Below are 15,019 nucleotides of genomic sequence, written 5' to 3' on the forward strand. Positions count from 1 at the left end.
AAATGGTGGCAGAAATGATGATTTTAACTGGGGAGGTAGCTGCTCGCTACGGTCAGGAGCATAATTTAGCATTACCCTATCGCAGCCAGCCTCAACCAGAACTACCCCCGGAAGAGGAACTGCTGCAACTACCAGCCGGAGCGGTAAGAGCCTGTGCATTGCGTCGTTATATGCCTCGTAGTGAGGTTAGCTTGACTCCGGCTCGCCATGCAAGTTTAGCCTTGGAAACTTATACGCAGGTGACTTCCCCCATTAGGCGTTATAGCGATCTATTGGCTCACTTCCAGATTAAGGCTCATTTACGGGGAGAAGAGCCAGCTTTTTCGGTGGAACAAATGCAGGAAATGGTGATGAGCCTTGGTCCGGCGGTGAAGGAAGCCTCGAAGGTGGAACGGGAGACGAACCGCTATTGGAGTTTGGAATATTTGCGTCGTCAAGCTGATGAGGTGTGGGAAGCTATTTTGCTGCGGTGGTTGCGGGAGGATAGTAATTTAGGTTTGGTGATGCTGGAGGAATTAGGGTTAGAGTTACCAATGCGGTTTAACCGCGACATAGCACTTGGCGATCGCTTTGAGGTAAAAGTGACCCATTCTGACCCACGCCAAGACGTGATTCAATTCCAGGAGATTATTGGCCCAGCCACGGAACCAGCGGTTTAGGAGAATAGCGACCAGCAGCAGGCGGAGACGGGTTAGAAACCTGCCCCTACCTGCCCTAGTGAATTAGTTGTCGCCGAGGGCTTCTACGATCGCCCTAGTATTGGCTTCCATCATTCTAACATAACTATCCCCTTGGGAACCAGGTGCGCCAATAGAATCGGAATATAATTCTTGGGGGGCTAATTCCACCCCGGCTTCTTCTGCGACCGCCCTAATTAATTGGGGATTAAGTGTGGTTTCCGCAAAAATAGCAGGGACTCGGTGGCGGCGGATTTCCTCTGCTAAATTCCGCACAGTTTGGGCGCTAGGTTGTTCTTCGGTGCTGATACCTATTAAGGTTCCGGGTACAGTTAAACCATAGGCGGCGGCGTAATATTGAAAAGCATCATGGGTGGTGACCAGATAACGGCGATCGCTAGGAATTGTGGCAATTTGTTCACCAATCCAAATATGCAGTTTTTCCAACTCCTCAATAAGCTGTTCTGCATTATCTGTAAATATCTGCCGATCATCTGGGGATAGTGCTATTAATTCATCCCGAATTACCTCAGCCATGACGATCGCATTTTGCACATTTCCCCACACATGGGGATCCGGTTCGATCTCTCCATTTTCTTCAGTATTTAAGGGAGTGATAAACTCAGCAACTGCCACTCTTCTGGCTCTTTGTCCCACCGCTTCAATTAACCTAATTAAACCGGGTTCCAAATTATAGCCATTATACAGAATTAGGTCAGCGTTTTCTAAGGCTATACTATCTTGGGGGACAGGTTCATAAATATGAGGATCTACCCCCGGCTGTAAAAGGCTTGTATGTTGAATTTGCTCAGAGGCGATCGCTTCAGTTAAATCGGCAATAATAGTCGTAGTAGATACCACTTTCGGCATTTCATCCCCAGTAGAAACCACCGACGGCGACTGACAACCCCCCAGCAACAGCCCACACAACAACCCAACTACACCTAACCCCTTAGCCATTGGTCTAGCCATTTGTACTTACTCCTTTTCATTTTGTTTTCATAAATTATTTCATAATTATTTCATTTTTGTGCTATTCTTGACATGAAGCGATCGAAAATCATAGTTATGGATACTCTCAAAATTGCCCAAAACTCCTTGAATCAGAAGGTTTCAGCGGATATGAGTATTATCATCAGTAACCTTGGAGTACAGTACCGAGGGGTTGAAGCACTGCGGGACATTAACCTACAAGTGAACCCAGGACGGCTAACCGGAATTATTGGACCCAATGGTGCGGGTAAGAGTACCTTGTTAAAAGCTATTTTGGGGCTGATTCCTGCCACAGGAAGCCCTGCAATTTTTGGTGAGCGTCCCCTGAGTCAACAACGCCACCGCGTCGCCTACGTCCCTCAGCGATCGCAGATAGACTGGACTTATCCTGCCACAGTTTGGGATGTAGTAATGATGGGAAGAGTACGCCAAACTGGTTGGTTTCGAGGCTTTTCGGGGGTCAGTCGCCGCTTGGCTACCCAAGCCTTACAACGGGTAGGAATGGAAACCTATAGCGCGCGTCCTATTGGTCAACTTTCGGGAGGTCAACAGCAGCGGGTTTTCTTAGCTAGATCTTTAGCGCAACAGGCGGAAGTTTTCTGCTTTGATGAACCCTTTGCGGGTATTGATCAAAAAACTGAAAATGTGATTTTTAGTATTTTTAGGGAGTTAGCCGCTTCCGGTAAAATTGTGTTAGTAATTAATCACGACTTGGGTAAATCAATTACCAATTTTGATGATTTGATTCTGCTAAACAAAGAACTAATCGCCGCCGGAACTAGGGAAGCTGTCTTAACTCAGGAAAATCTTGATCATGCCTATGGTGGTAGGGTCATGTTTTTCTCAGACCATGCAGCTTGATGGCGTTTGTGAATTATCTATTAAAGGGGATTAACCGATTTTTTTGATATCTTAATCCAGTTCAAAAAATCCGGTTTCCGAAGATATAAGAGACAGTATAAATATGATAGTTTGGGAAATATTAATAGAACCTTTGCAATATGGTTTTATGCAGCGATCGCTCACTATTGCTATATTGGTGGGGTTAATTTGTGCCGTAGTGGGTAGTTATTTAATGGTGCAGCGGCTGGCTTTATTAGGGGATGCCATCAGCCATTCAGTTTTGCCTGGATTAGCGATCGCCTTTATTTTAGGGTTTAATATTTTTGTAGGTGCGTTTGTCGCTGCGGTATTAAGTACAGTATTAATCGAAATAATTCGCACCCACTGCAAAATCAAAGAAGACGCAGCCATGGGGATTGTTTTTTCCGGCTTTTTTGCTTTGGGAATTACCCTAATTACCATCATTCAAAAAGATAATAAAATCGACTTGAATCATTTTCTCTTTGGCAATATCTTGGGAGTTACAGCCTCCGATGTCCGGGATACAATCATTATTGCTGCCATTGTCTTATTCGTCGTGTTCCTAATTTATAAAGAATTATTGTTTTATACCTTTGACCCCCAGGGCGCAGAGGCGGCTGGCTTACCTGTAAACCTGTTAAATTTAGGGTTAATGATGTTAATTTCCTTAACTATTGTTGCCAGTCTTAAAGCTGTAGGAGTCATCTTAGTTTTATCCTTATTAATTACACCATCAGCCACAGCTTATTTATTAGTTAATCGTTTGCATCATGTGATGATTTTAGGCGTGTTAATTGGCGTGGGTTCTAGTATCAGTGGAATGTATCTGAGTTATTTCTATAACTTGCCTTCCGGTCCAGCCATTGTCTTGGTGGCTTCTGGTTTATTCCTGATGGCATTTTTATTTAGCCCCAGTGAAGGACTACTAACCCACCCGGTTAAGATATCTAAAGAACCGCCACTTTTTAAGGAAATCAAAAATTTAATTAATCGTTAGGTAATTTGACTAAAATCAAACGGCTATCTTCGATTAATTGATTTTGACAATTATAATACTCAACACTTTGAGTAATTGGCATGATTTTAAACCCCAACTTTTGATAAAAATCAGGTAAATAAGCATATTCAGGGTTAGCCGTAGTTCTCAATATATAACCAATGTTATCTGATAAATGACCAAATAAGGTTTTAAACAGTCGTTTGGCGATGCCTTCCTGACGGTAATTAATGGCTACACCTAAATCAGCGATATAGTATAATTTATCAATGCTGAGTCCGGTTTGCTGAGTAAATAAATCCGAATTTAGATTAACTTTTTGGTTGTTCATATATCCCCAAGTCTCAAAAAATTCTAACTCTCCTATGTTGGCGGTTTCGGTTAAGGGAAGGGTGGCAATAAATCCCATGGGGGTTGCGTCAGAATAAGCTAAGTATAAAATACCGGATTCGATATATTTTTGGAAGTAAAATTTTACTTTTTTTTGGGTTACTTTTTCGTTAAAAGGTGGGGCGGAAAAACACTCATATACAGTAGGATAAAGACCTTGATCCATGGCTGAATTAAGTGCCGGTAAAGAGTTAATGTTTTTAATATTAATGCACATTAAATTTGTTTATTGATGAATTTTGCAGGATTAATTATACCATAAATGACAATATAAACTAACTCGGGTTGAATAATGGCGCTTAAAAATACTTAACCTAAATACCGATGACAAATCATCAATATGATCCTACACTGAAGATAGAGGATTCAGTTTTAAGATCCATGCGATCGCGGCTGTAGCAGCCAGAAACTGATATCCACAGCTTAACCAGATTTAGCAGTTTGATTGACTAAAAATTTCAATTGATTAAACACTGTATGACCCACAAGCAAACACTTACAGGATAGGATCATGTTGTATGATGCAATCATTATCGGTGGTGGTGTAACCGGATGCACCATTGCGCGAGAATTGATGCGGTATGCGATTCGAGTCGCCCTAATTGAATCGGAAGCAGAGGTCGGTTTCGGAACCAGCAAAGCCAACAGCGGTATTATTCACGGTGGACATCACAGTTCCCCTGATACCCTGAAAGGTAAGCTAGAATGGGAAGGAAACCAAATGTGGGATACCCTATGCGAAGAATTAGGGTTTGGTTTTAAACGCATTGGAGAACTTACTGTCGCCTTGACAGAAGACCAAATACCGACACTAGAAAAATTGCAAAAACAAGGGGAATCTAAAGGAGTTCCCGGCTTAGAAATTTGGCAACAAGAACGCCTACGAAAAGAAGAGCCTCACCTAACATCAGAGGCGATCGCTGCTTTATATGCGCCCACAACTGGGGTAATTAATCCCTACGAGGCTTGTTTTGCCTTAATTGAAAATGCCTGTATAAACGGCTTAAATCTATTTACAAATTGCCCAGTTACAGCAGTTAATCAAACCCCTGATCATAACTGGGTTATCCATACCCCCAGAGGGGAATTTAATACTCGTTTTGTGATTAATGCGGCTGGACTCTATGCAGATGCGATCGCTGAATTTGCGGGAGTGCGTACCTTTACCATCAAACCCCGCAAAGGTGAAGAATATCTCCTAGATAAGCGATTAATTGGACTGGTAAAACGAGTAATTTTTCCCTGTCCTACTGCCGTTTCTAAAGGCATCTTAGTCATCCCCACCTATGACGGCACTTTAATGGTGGGTCCCACGGCCGAAATGGTGGACGATAAGACCGATTTAACTACCTCCCACGAAGGGGGAAAAAAAGTTTTTGATGCAGTTACCCAAACCGTCCCAGGGATTAGTCCTAGGGACTGTATCGCTGAATTTGCGGGACTCCGCGCCGTAGTAGACGGAGAAGATTTTATCATTGGGACTACGGCGAAACCCGGCTTTATTAACGTGGCGGGAATTCAATCACCAGGACTAACCGCAGCACCAGCGATCGCCACCATGGTTAGGGATATTTTACAACAAGAAGGCTTATCCTTAGCCCCCAAAGATAGCTTTATTTCCTCAGTCCCTAAACCCATTCATTTCGCCTCTCTTTCTACAGAAGAACAAATTGCACTGGTCAACCAAAACCCTAGCTATGGTCGAATTATCTGTCGGTGCGAGTTAATTTCCGAGGGTGAAATTCTCGATGCGATCAGCCGAGGCGCAAAAACATTAGATGGCATTAAATTCCGCACCCGCGCCGGAATGGGTCGCTGTCAGGGGGGATTTTGTACAGGACGCTGTATGCAACTTTTATGCGAGGAATATAACATTCCCATGACGGCAATTACCAAACGTGGCGGCGATACCTGGGTAGTGCGTGAACAGCATTCATAAATACCCACTAATTAACACTGATTACAACCCATAGCCTATTGTGCCTAAAAATGGCGGGTTAATGTCGGTTACTTACTACCGACAAAAATTGACTATATAACCCGCCCAAAATTTAGTCTTTTTTTGTTGTTAGCAATTGACAAAATTATCATGATTACTGAGAGTATTAAGCACCTAAATAACAACTATGATGTAGTAGTTGTTGGCGGCGGACCGGCTGGGATGGCGGCGGCGTTAGGCGCGAAAGAGTCTGGCGCTGAACGAGTTTTAATTGTCGATCGCGAAAAGGAAGCGGGAGGCATTTTATTACAATGTATTCACCCCGGTTTTGGACTCCAACACTTTAAAGAAGAGTTGACCGGACCTGAATATGCTCAACGTTTTTTAGAACAAGCGATCGCCAAGGATATAGACATTATAGCAGATGCCTATGTTTTAGATATAGATGGCGATCGGCGAGTTAAATTAATGTCTGGAAGCCAGGGAGTGCAGGTCATTTCCGCCCAAGCCACCGTCTTAGCCATGGGTGCGAGAGAAAGGACTCGTGGCGCTATTCGCACCCCCGGAACCCGCTGTTCAGGAGTCTTAACCGCCGGGTTAGCCCAAAGATTTGTAAATTTACTAGGATTTTTACCAGGAAATAAAGCCGTAATTCTTGGTTCTGGGGATATCGGATTAATTATGGCGAGACGGCTAACCCTGGAAGGGGTAGAAGTGGCGGGAGTATTTGAAATAATGCCCCACGCCAACGGATTAAACCGGAACATTGTGCAATGTTTACAGGACTTTAATATCCCCCTATATCTATCTACCACAGTAGTAGAAATTCATGGACGCGATCGCATTGAAGGAGTCACCGTCGCGCCAGTTAATGAACACCTACAACCCCTCGCCGACCAAAGCTGGTATGTTCCCTGCGACACCCTGTTATTATCGATTGGATTAATTCCCGAAAACGAACTATCTCGTCAATTACAACTGCGAATTGATCCGGTTACCAGCGGTCCAGTGGTTAGCAGCACCATGGAAACTTCTATAAATGGAGTTTTTGCTTGTGGTAATGTTGTCCACATTCACGATCTAGTTGATTTTGTCAGCCAAGAAGCCATATTAGCTGGTCGACATGCCGGATTTTATGTAACCGGAAATCGACCCCCTACGGATAATATCCGTTTAATTCCTGGTGAAAATGTCGCCTATTGTGTACCTCAAACCATTTCGAGCGATCGGGAGCATACCGTTTATATGCGAGTGCGTCGTCCTCTCAAAGAAAGCATTTTAAAACTTGGGGATATATACGAGAAAAAACTCCGGTATGTATTCCCCGCCGAAATGGTCAACCTGAAAGTCAAACCCCGGTTTTTGCAGAATTTCCACGGAGAGGCTTTAACAATTGATATCCTCCCCCTTGAGTAAATTTAGCTAATTTTAGGATAAATAAAAAGCCATGAATCAAACCACAGAAACCACCACAGAAACCACCATTTCTCATTATCTATGTATTGGTTGTCCTTTGGGATGTCGCCTAGAAGTCGAGGCAGATAATGGCCACATTATCGAAGTGCGAGGCTTCACCTGTAAACGAGGCGAAGAATATGCCAAACAGGAACACACCGAACCCCGTCGCATGGTGACAACTACAGTCCGAGTTAATAATGGTATTTGGGCAAAATTACCCGTAAAAACCACCGCTGCCATACCGAAAGAAAAAGTGATAGAATTATGTCAGCAATTGCGGCAAGTTAATGTTACCGCGCCGATTCATATCGGCGATACCATCTTATCTAATGTTTTTGATTTAGGTGTCGATGTGGTGGCATCACGAGATATGCCTACTGATCAAAATTGATGGTCAAAACAGACGATAATTGATTTATACAAGGTGTTTCGGCACCTTGTTAATGTCCTCATATTCTCGATTTTAGCAGACCACCTAGATAGTTAACTAGATTGTTAAAATTTGTACAAAAATTTTATAAAACCCATTTTTTCCGGTTACTATATATCGTATAGGAGTTCAAATATAGCTCCTGTTTATACTCCACCGTAATCAACCGCAGGGCTTGGGAGACTTGGCAATGGCTAAAATTTTAATCGTTGATGATTCTGGTCTCTCCCGTAGGATTATGCGTGGTATCTTAGAAACAGATAGACACGAAGTAATTGAAGCTACAGGGGGACTGGCTGCGCTGGAACGCTACTTTATCGATAAACCGGACTTGGTTTTAATTGATCTGGCTATGCCAGATATGCAGGGAACAGAAGTTTTAGATCAACTCATGGCAATGGATAACACAGCTAGGGTTATTATTGCCAGTGCCGATGCTCAAGAAATGACTCGCGCCGCAGTTAAAGCCGCTGGTGCGGTGGGTTACATTAACAAGCCTTTTATGGCTGAAAGTGTTCTCGACCAGGTAAATCAAGCTCTCATTACTATATCACAGTCTTAGGGAGGTCCTGCGATGATCCTGACCGAAAAGCAAAAAGATGCTCTAACTGAGTTAATAAATATTGGTTTTGCTCGCACTGCCAATTCTTTATCGCAACTAACGGGTCATCGCATTTTGCTTGATGTTCCTCAAGTGTCTATTCATCCTATTGAAGAATTAGCCGGGAAACTGGCGAGTTTTGTTAATGGTGAAATTGCGACAGTACAGCAGATTTTTACAGGGCCCGTGTCGGGAAATGCTCTATTATTATTAAACTATGAAGGGGCGGTAATGTTGTCCCGTTTAGTGTCCCCAGAGGGTAGCCCATCAAGCGATCGCCTTGACGTTCCCGCTGGAGAAGTGCTAACAGAAATTGGCAATATCCTACTGAACTCCTGTTTAAGCGTCTTCGGAAATTTACTAGAAATTCAGATTTCTTTTTCAGTACCCCGCCTTTACCTAGAAGCCCTAGATGGACTGATCCACTCTCTGATTATTGGCAAGGAAGAAGTCAGCTATGCCATGGTAATGTATACCTCCTTTAAAATGCGTGAAGACTCGGTAAATGGCTATCTAGTGCTGGTATTAGGAGTAGTTTCTTTAGAGAAATTATTAGAGTTGATAGACAGTTGGGCAGAGCAGGCAGTAGCGCCGTCTCTGAGTCGGTAATCCACCAATTATTATTAAATATGGGATTTACCTAATTATGTTAGATCATAATATCCATCCTTCCCATAGTCAAGCCTTATTAAAATGGCTAAACAACTTTGCCGAACAGGGCATATTTACTACTAATGATAAATTAGAGGTTCTCAGTTGGAATCATTGGCTAGAAATCCATAGTGGCAGGTCTGCTCAAGATTTAATGGGATGTCATTTGTTCAGCCTTTATCCTGACATAAAAGAACGAGGTATCCATCGCTTTTATGAACACGCTCTCCAAGGTCAAGTAGCTTTCCTGTCTCAGCGCCTCCATTCCTATCTCATTAATATTCCGGCTATTGGTAGTCATTCTTTATCCCCCATGCAACAAAGCGTCCGTATTGCTCCCTTAATTGAAGCTGGAGAAATTTGCGGAACTATTACAATAATTGCAGATGTTACCGAACGGGTAATGCGAGAAACAGAACTGCAACAAAAAATCACGAAACTTGAGGAAACGGAAGCGAGATTAAGTTCGATTCAGATTCAACTTGAGCATTTATTGGCTTCGAGTCCGGCGATTATTTATACTTGTTATCCCACCGAAGACTATCCCCCTAAATTTATCAGTGATAATCTCATAACTCAACTAGGATATCAACCTAGTGAATGGATTAATACCCCCAATTTTTGGAGCGATCGCATTCACCCTGATGACCGCCCCAAAATCCATCATCGTTGCTCACAAATTCTCAAATTAAATCACCTAACCACCGAATATCGTTTCCGCCATAAAAATGGCAGTTATCGTTGGTTACGAGATGAAATGAAACTGGTGTGTGATGCCTCTGGTCACATTGAAGAAATAGTCGGTGTTCTTTTAGATATTACTGAAACCAAGAGACTAGAAATCCAACTACTCAGAGCGCAAAGACTGGAAAGTATTGGCACCCTAGCCAGTGGCATAGCCCATGACCTCAACAATATTTTAACACCGATTCTCGCCTCTGTGCAAATGTTTCAATTAGGACTTGACCAGGAAAAACAAAATAAAATGCTCAAGTTAATTGAAAATAACACCAAACGGGGAGCCAATTTAATTAAGCAAGTTCTTTCCTTTGCCAAAGGTTTTGAGGGGAAACTAGAGATTTTTCAGGTGAGACACTTAATTAGTGAAGTCGCAGATATTGCTAGGGAAACCTTCCCGAAATCTATCAATGTTAACACTAATGTTTCTAAGGAACTCTGGACAGTTTATGGCGACCCCACCCAACTACATCAAATCTTAATGAATCTCTGTGTGAATGCACGAGATGCGATGACCGATGGGGGCAATTTATCACTATCAGCTAGTAATGTTATTTTAAACCAAAAAGAAGCTCGTTTAAACCTTGATGCTAAGGAAGGTTGTTATGTCATGATTACCGTCTCTGATAGCGGAACTGGCATTACCCAAGAAGTATTAGACCGGATATTTGAACCGTTTTTTACTACCAAAGAATTTGCCAAAGGTAGTGGCTTAGGACTATCCACAGTCCTAGGTATAGTTAAGGGTCATAATGGCTTTATTGACGTTGACACTCAAATGGGTGTGGGAACTACTTTTAGAGTTTATATACCCGCCTCAGAGGAAACAGAAACTACGGCTGATGAGCATTTAGAATTAATTACAGGTGAGGGTCAACTAATTTTAGTGGTTGATGATGAAGAACCCATCCGAGAAATTACTAAGGCTAGTTTAGAGAGTTTTCAATATCAAGTTTTGGTAGCCGGTAATGGAGTTGAGGCTATGAAAATATACAGTCAATATTTAGATAAAATTGACTGTGTAGTTATCGATATTATGATGCCTGTTATGGGTGGAAAAACTACTATGAGGGAGCTAAAATCCCTGAATCCTCAAATTAAAATTGTCGGAATTAGCGGTTACTTTTCAGTAGATATAGCCAAAGATATAGCTGAGTTAGGAGTTGATATATTTTTATCAAAACCTTTCACCACACAGGAGTTATTAGAAGTGCTGCAAAAATGCCTTAATTCTAGTTCCAACAAACCCTAGGCACTTAGTTAATCCAAATAAAGGGGTTTGTTCTGCGATGCTCCCTAGAACCAACCCCTAAGTTTGACTAGGTTTGATGCTGACTCAGGAAAAAATCACGCTTTCCCTAAACTAGGAAACTCGATGACGCTCTGAGTTCCGGGCTGAAAAGTTGGCAGATCTAAATTACCAGGACGGCGACTCTTTTGAGCCAGACGGTAGGTAACACTTTGTAGTTCGGCGTGGAGTTGCCGATTTTCCCGTTGCAGTTTTTCCACCCTTTCCATGACCTCTTCGAGGCGTTCTGAAAACTTCTGGCGGTAGACTCCAGGTAATTCTTGCACTACCTGTTCGAGCATTCGAGAGCGATCGGTTAACTCCTGAACAGACTGTCTAAGTTGGTAAACTTCCAGATCCCGCTCATTGATCTGGTCTTGATAAAACTTAACCTGTTCTTCTACTTGCTGGAGTTGTTCCCGCAAGGACTTCATCTGAGCTTGGTGTCGCTCGGCCATTTCTGGATCTGGGGCTAAGTTAGCATTTCCCTTCACCAAACGGAATAATTCTTGAGATAACTGCTGCACCAGTTGATCTCGCATTTTTAACTCTTCACTCAGCCGAGCGACTTCTGCTGTGAGTTCCTGGGAGTTGGGATTCTTTTTCTGGCTCATGATAACCAATGGCTCCTATAAACTTCCAATATGTCCCCTAAAATACTCCCAATTCCACCCAATCGGCAAGAGAGAGACTCCAGGAGTATCGAACAGTCAGGAATTAGCTGGGTTGACCGTCACCAACTCCTGACCTGACTTGAGTTTTAAACCTCTTGGGGTTGGGGTTCCGGTTGCGCTTCGGCTTCGACTGGAGATGGGGTGACATCTTGTTTAATCGTCAGATAACGAATTACATCGCCACCTATACGCATGGCTCTTTCCATGACTTTAATCTGGTTGCTGTCCCCACCTTCATAGTTCATTTGGATGTAAATGCCTTCCCGGTGCTTGTCGATATCATAAGCTAAACGACGCTTACCCAAATTTTGCACGTCAAGATTTTGTGCCCCATGTTCGTGCAGGATATCTTGATATTTGGCTCGCGCCGCCTCTACCTGCTCATCATTTAGGTCAGAGCGCAGGATATACATGGTTTCGTAAACAAAAGGCTTCATTTAATGATACTCCTTGTGGACAATTTAGGCTTCTACTCAGAAGCAAGGATCTATACATTCTACATTAGTTGGCTCCACAATACAATCGGTTGACTATCCTTCAACCTAAAAGTTGATTTTTTGTTCAATTTTTAAAAAATTGTTCGGCCAAATCACGGTCGGGGGTTGACAAGCGTCTATATAGCCTATAACCCCTATTCTACCGTTACTTAGGTGTTACTCAAAACCATAGCAGAGTAACAAGTGAGTAAAAAATGAGTAACGCTACTGATACCCCTACAGTAGGGGGAAAGGGCAATTATGACGACAATTATACTAGGTTCGTGAAAGCTTATCAGGATTTTAAGGGGGAATGTCCCAAAGGGGTAACTCTCAAACTTCAAAAGACCGGGACTAGGTACAATCTGCTATTGCAGTTTAAGCAACCACCTACCGGGAAACGCAGCTCTAAAACGGCTAACCTTGAGTGTACTCCAGAAGGGGTGATAGACGGCGTTAAGAAAGCTAAACTGGTATCAGAAGCCCTAGGGACTATCACTAGCGCTAGTGAGTTCTGGGATTGGTACGATAAAACCATCCTAGGGAAAAATCAGATTGAAAATAATCTGATAACTTACCGGGACATCTTTAAACAAATTGAGGATGAGTATTTTGCGGGTTACAACCGCAACACAGGAAGGAAACGTTCTCGCGATATCGCTAGCGACTTAGCATCTTACGAGTCTACTAAAGAGGCATATTTCAGGTTGTTCCCTGACTGGGATGAATATCCTAGCTGGGAGAGTTTCAAGGCTATGCTATATATTCCCCTACGGAACGGAGAACAATTAATAGGCTCCAAAACCTTCAAAGGACGTTACTACATCTTAAAAGCCATAGCTGAGAAATCACCTAACAAAGAACACTTACTTAAAAAGCTTGAACCTATTGACCCCAAACAAACGCAATTCAAAAAGAAACAACGGATAGGCATCGATGCCTTCAAGGATTGGTGGTATAGCGTCAAACAAGAAGCCTATACTATTAAAAACCCTCAACGTCAATCATCTCGACATAACTGGTTATGGGTGACTGGTATGGCAGTAATGTACGGGTTAAGACCTACCGAGATAGCCGCCGCAGTTAATCTAACTAAGCCATTNTGTAACGGATGATGGTATCACTATCAAAGCACTGTCAGACCCCGATAATCAAGACAATTACTTGGTGCTAGGTGACTATGTTTACTTTACTGACGCAGAAGGTCGGAAAGTGAGTATAAAAACAGGGGGAAGGATTGTTGCACCAATACCTAGCCTTGATATGTTTGAGTTCCTGGAATTGAAAAGGCCCTTATTGCCAGAATATAGCCCAAAAAAAGGCAGTAAACCCCAAAGCATAGTTGGAGGCTTTGACGGAACATTTACCAAACGCATTTTTTCTATGAAATGCCCGGTAACTCAGAAATATGCTTTTCGTAGACTGTACAACCTGTTAGGTGAAAAGTATGGACTACCTATTGAGTTGAGAGCGAGACTTATGGGACATAGCACAATCGTCAACGAGAGTAAATATAAAACAAAAGGGATTGACGCTACCTTAGAAGTTCTCGATGGATGCTCTAAGTTACCTATACCATTGGATGTAGCCATAGAACGGTTAACAGCGTTAGGGGTTGATATTGATAGCTCTGAAGCTAAATTATTCCTTGGAGTTATCTATCAGATAGATTAATCTAATCGTCAACCTTTCATAAATTAACACCCCTAGATTAAACCCCTAGGGGTTATTTTATGGCTACAGATTGATAGATCCTACTATGGTTTTGAGTAACACCTAAGTAACGGTAGAATAGGGGTTGTAGGCTATATAGACGCTTTGATTGCGCCACAACGTGTTAACTATAAACCCTTATCCTGACAGCGATAGCGGGTTATTACTCAACCCAATAACTATGCCTAGTTACTCAAATGTTACTCATAACCTAGTCCTAGCACAGGAAAATAATTCTGTCAACGGTTGATTACTCAGTCAACAAGCACAACTTAATCAATCTGTCAAATACCCATACCACCCCCCAACCAAACACAGACAGGGTACTTCCCTAGTGATACCCGTCAACAGCAAGCCTATCGGTTCCTACGTCACTGTTGACTGCTATCACATCGGTCAGTTCCCCCAATAGTGCTTGTTTCGGTTAGGGGGAGGGTATGGCTCAAATTTCAAAACCCATAGGGGTAGTCAGATTATTAGTGAAATCTTGAGGAGCCTACTCACTACCAACAAAATGCGATCGCATTATCTAATCATCACCCCGCTGAATTCAGTTCACTACCAACATAACGCGTTTCAACTGGTGACTTGTTTGGGGATGGTAGCCACTACCCACATAATCCTAGACAATTGCTTTACCAGCGACATCGGTTATCCACATAATCCTCAGCAAGTCTCCAATTTTTGGTGGTAATCATCCCGTGCGGAACCCAGTACCCCTAATAGACGGGTTAAGGTTTTGGCTTAGGGTGTTTATTGTAGGTAAACTAGGGGGGTAAGCATATAAATAATTTTCGATACCGTATTTTCGGTACTGAAAACAGATAATATGAATGAACCCCTACAGTCAGAAACCATAGGGGCCATTTAAGTTATTGAGTTAGCTGTTAGGTGTTAGGGTTTAGTACAGGAAATGTCGTTTTGGTAGCTCCCCGCTAATCTTACACTTAGTAATCATAGCTAACGCTACGTCTGTGAGCTGGTCTACAATGAGTTGGTCAGATTTTCCAACGTAGATGTGATGATTGACGCTACCATCCCACCCTTTGAGGTTCCAGTAGGTAAAACCATTAATTGAGAGTTTTTTGCAAGCTGTAAATCGTTTACCATTAACCTCTACTGAAAAAGAT

General features: G+C 42.6%; 13 protein-coding genes and 2 pseudogenes. 10 read left to right on the plus strand and 5 right to left on the minus strand.

Features of this window, described 5'->3' with window-relative positions:
- A partial coding sequence (locus tag B9T16_RS17215) for an RNB domain-containing ribonuclease (RefSeq protein ID WP_410245337.1) occupies positions 1 to 659 on the plus strand: 659 nt, incomplete at its 5' end.
- Positions 660 to 722: 63 nt separating this feature from the next.
- Here the strand turns inward: B9T16_RS17215 and B9T16_RS17220 are convergent.
- A complete protein-coding gene (locus tag B9T16_RS17220; RefSeq protein WP_006616998.1) occupies positions 723 to 1,649 on the minus strand; it encodes a metal ABC transporter solute-binding protein, Zn/Mn family in 927 nt (308 codons plus the stop codon).
- Between the two features lie 96 nt (positions 1,650 to 1,745).
- Here B9T16_RS17220 and B9T16_RS17225 point away from each other — a divergent pair, with 96 nt between their 5' ends.
- On the plus strand, positions 1,746 to 2,531 hold the full coding sequence (locus B9T16_RS17225) for a metal ABC transporter ATP-binding protein (RefSeq protein ID WP_410245338.1): 786 nt from the start codon (positions 1,746 to 1,748) through the stop codon (positions 2,529 to 2,531).
- Between the two features lie 103 nt (positions 2,532 to 2,634).
- Positions 2,635 to 3,531, plus strand: a complete 897-nt coding sequence (locus B9T16_RS17230) for a metal ABC transporter permease (RefSeq protein ID WP_006616996.1) — start codon at positions 2,635 to 2,637, stop codon at positions 3,529 to 3,531.
- Here B9T16_RS17230 and B9T16_RS17235 read toward each other — a convergent pair.
- Positions 3,521 to 4,087 (minus strand): GNAT family N-acetyltransferase, encoded by a 567-nt coding sequence (locus B9T16_RS17235; protein ID WP_410245339.1) that lies wholly within the window; start codon positions 4,085 to 4,087, stop codon positions 3,521 to 3,523. The two genes, B9T16_RS17230 and B9T16_RS17235, sit on opposite strands and share 11 nt — an antisense overlap.
- 345 nt (positions 4,088 to 4,432) lie before the next feature.
- Between B9T16_RS17235 and B9T16_RS17240 the strand changes: the two genes are divergently transcribed.
- From B9T16_RS17240 to B9T16_RS17265, 6 genes are all read left to right on the plus strand, one after another.
- Positions 4,433 to 5,860: an NAD(P)/FAD-dependent oxidoreductase gene (locus tag B9T16_RS17240; RefSeq protein WP_410245340.1), complete on the plus strand. Its 1,428-nt coding sequence runs from the start codon at positions 4,433 to 4,435 to the stop codon at positions 5,858 to 5,860.
- A gap of 150 nt (positions 5,861 to 6,010) precedes the next feature.
- Positions 6,011 to 7,276 (plus strand): NAD(P)/FAD-dependent oxidoreductase, encoded by a 1,266-nt coding sequence (locus tag B9T16_RS17245; protein WP_410245341.1) that lies wholly within the window; start codon positions 6,011 to 6,013, stop codon positions 7,274 to 7,276.
- A 31-nt stretch (positions 7,277 to 7,307) separates the two neighbouring features.
- A complete protein-coding gene (locus tag B9T16_RS17250) occupies positions 7,308 to 7,709 on the plus strand; it encodes a DUF1667 domain-containing protein (protein ID WP_410245342.1) in 402 nt (133 codons plus the stop codon).
- A gap of 229 nt (positions 7,710 to 7,938) precedes the next feature.
- The gene (locus B9T16_RS17255; protein ID WP_006618773.1) at positions 7,939 to 8,310 is read left to right on the plus strand and encodes a response regulator; all 372 of its coding nucleotides are present in this window, start codon (positions 7,939 to 7,941) and stop codon (positions 8,308 to 8,310) included.
- A 12-nt stretch (positions 8,311 to 8,322) separates the two neighbouring features.
- Positions 8,323 to 8,958: a chemotaxis protein CheC gene (locus B9T16_RS17260; protein WP_410245343.1), complete on the plus strand. Its 636-nt coding sequence runs from the start codon at positions 8,323 to 8,325 to the stop codon at positions 8,956 to 8,958.
- A 37-nt stretch (positions 8,959 to 8,995) separates the two neighbouring features.
- On the plus strand, positions 8,996 to 10,990 hold the full coding sequence (locus tag B9T16_RS17265; RefSeq protein ID WP_410245344.1) for a response regulator: 1,995 nt from the start codon (positions 8,996 to 8,998) through the stop codon (positions 10,988 to 10,990).
- Between the two features lie 95 nt (positions 10,991 to 11,085).
- Here the strand turns inward: B9T16_RS17265 and B9T16_RS17270 are convergent, their stop codons facing one another.
- Positions 11,086 to 11,640 carry an Npun_F5560 family protein gene (locus tag B9T16_RS17270; protein ID WP_317267724.1) on the minus strand — a complete coding sequence of 185 codons (555 nt, stop codon included), beginning with the start codon at positions 11,638 to 11,640 and terminating at the stop codon, positions 11,086 to 11,088.
- A gap of 146 nt (positions 11,641 to 11,786) precedes the next feature.
- Entirely contained in the window at positions 11,787 to 12,137 is a 351-nt protein-coding gene (rpsF, locus tag B9T16_RS17275; RefSeq protein WP_410245345.1) for a 30S ribosomal protein S6, read from the minus strand.
- A gap of 254 nt (positions 12,138 to 12,391) precedes the next feature.
- On the opposite strand from rpsF, the pseudogene B9T16_RS17280 reads away from it, so the two are divergent.
- A pseudogene (locus B9T16_RS17280) lies at positions 12,392 to 13,850 on the plus strand (recombinase).
- Between the two features lie 940 nt (positions 13,851 to 14,790).
- On the opposite strand, the pseudogene B9T16_RS17285 reads toward B9T16_RS17280, so the two are convergent.
- Positions 14,791 to 15,019: pseudogene (locus B9T16_RS17285) on the minus strand (hypothetical protein); the annotation flags it as partial.

The organism is Arthrospira sp. PCC 8006 (assembly GCF_046480465.1).
Classification (GTDB): Bacteria; Cyanobacteriota; Cyanobacteriia; order Cyanobacteriales; family Microcoleaceae; genus Limnospira; species Limnospira platensis.

What these genes read in the sequence shown, in the direction of transcription:
- B9T16_RS17235 (WP_410245339.1), bottom strand. Translation starts at nt 4,087, where the DNA reads ATGGATCAAGGTCTTTATCCTACTGTATATGAGTGTTTTTCCGCCCCA.
- B9T16_RS17225 (WP_410245338.1), top strand. Translation starts at nt 1,746, where the DNA reads ATGGATACTCTCAAAATTGCCCAAAACTCCTTGAATCAGAAGGTTTCA.
- rpsF (WP_410245345.1), bottom strand. Translation starts at nt 12,137, where the DNA reads ATGAAGCCTTTTGTTTACGAAACCATGTATATCCTGCGCTCTGACCTA.
- B9T16_RS17260 (WP_410245343.1), top strand. Translation starts at nt 8,323, where the DNA reads ATGATCCTGACCGAAAAGCAAAAAGATGCTCTAACTGAGTTAATAAAT.
- B9T16_RS17270 (WP_317267724.1), bottom strand. Translation starts at nt 11,640, where the DNA reads ATGAGCCAGAAAAAGAATCCCAACTCCCAGGAACTCACAGCAGAAGTC.
- B9T16_RS17265 (WP_410245344.1), top strand. Translation starts at nt 8,996, where the DNA reads ATGTTAGATCATAATATCCATCCTTCCCATAGTCAAGCCTTATTAAAA.
- B9T16_RS17250 (WP_410245342.1), top strand. Translation starts at nt 7,308, where the DNA reads ATGAATCAAACCACAGAAACCACCACAGAAACCACCATTTCTCATTAT.
- B9T16_RS17240 (WP_410245340.1), top strand. Translation starts at nt 4,433, where the DNA reads ATGTTGTATGATGCAATCATTATCGGTGGTGGTGTAACCGGATGCACC.
- B9T16_RS17230 (WP_006616996.1), top strand. Translation starts at nt 2,635, where the DNA reads ATGATAGTTTGGGAAATATTAATAGAACCTTTGCAATATGGTTTTATG.
- B9T16_RS17220 (WP_006616998.1), bottom strand. Translation starts at nt 1,649, where the DNA reads ATGGCTAGACCAATGGCTAAGGGGTTAGGTGTAGTTGGGTTGTTGTGT.
- B9T16_RS17255 (WP_006618773.1), top strand. Translation starts at nt 7,939, where the DNA reads ATGGCTAAAATTTTAATCGTTGATGATTCTGGTCTCTCCCGTAGGATT.
- B9T16_RS17245 (WP_410245341.1), top strand. Translation starts at nt 6,011, where the DNA reads ATGATTACTGAGAGTATTAAGCACCTAAATAACAACTATGATGTAGTA.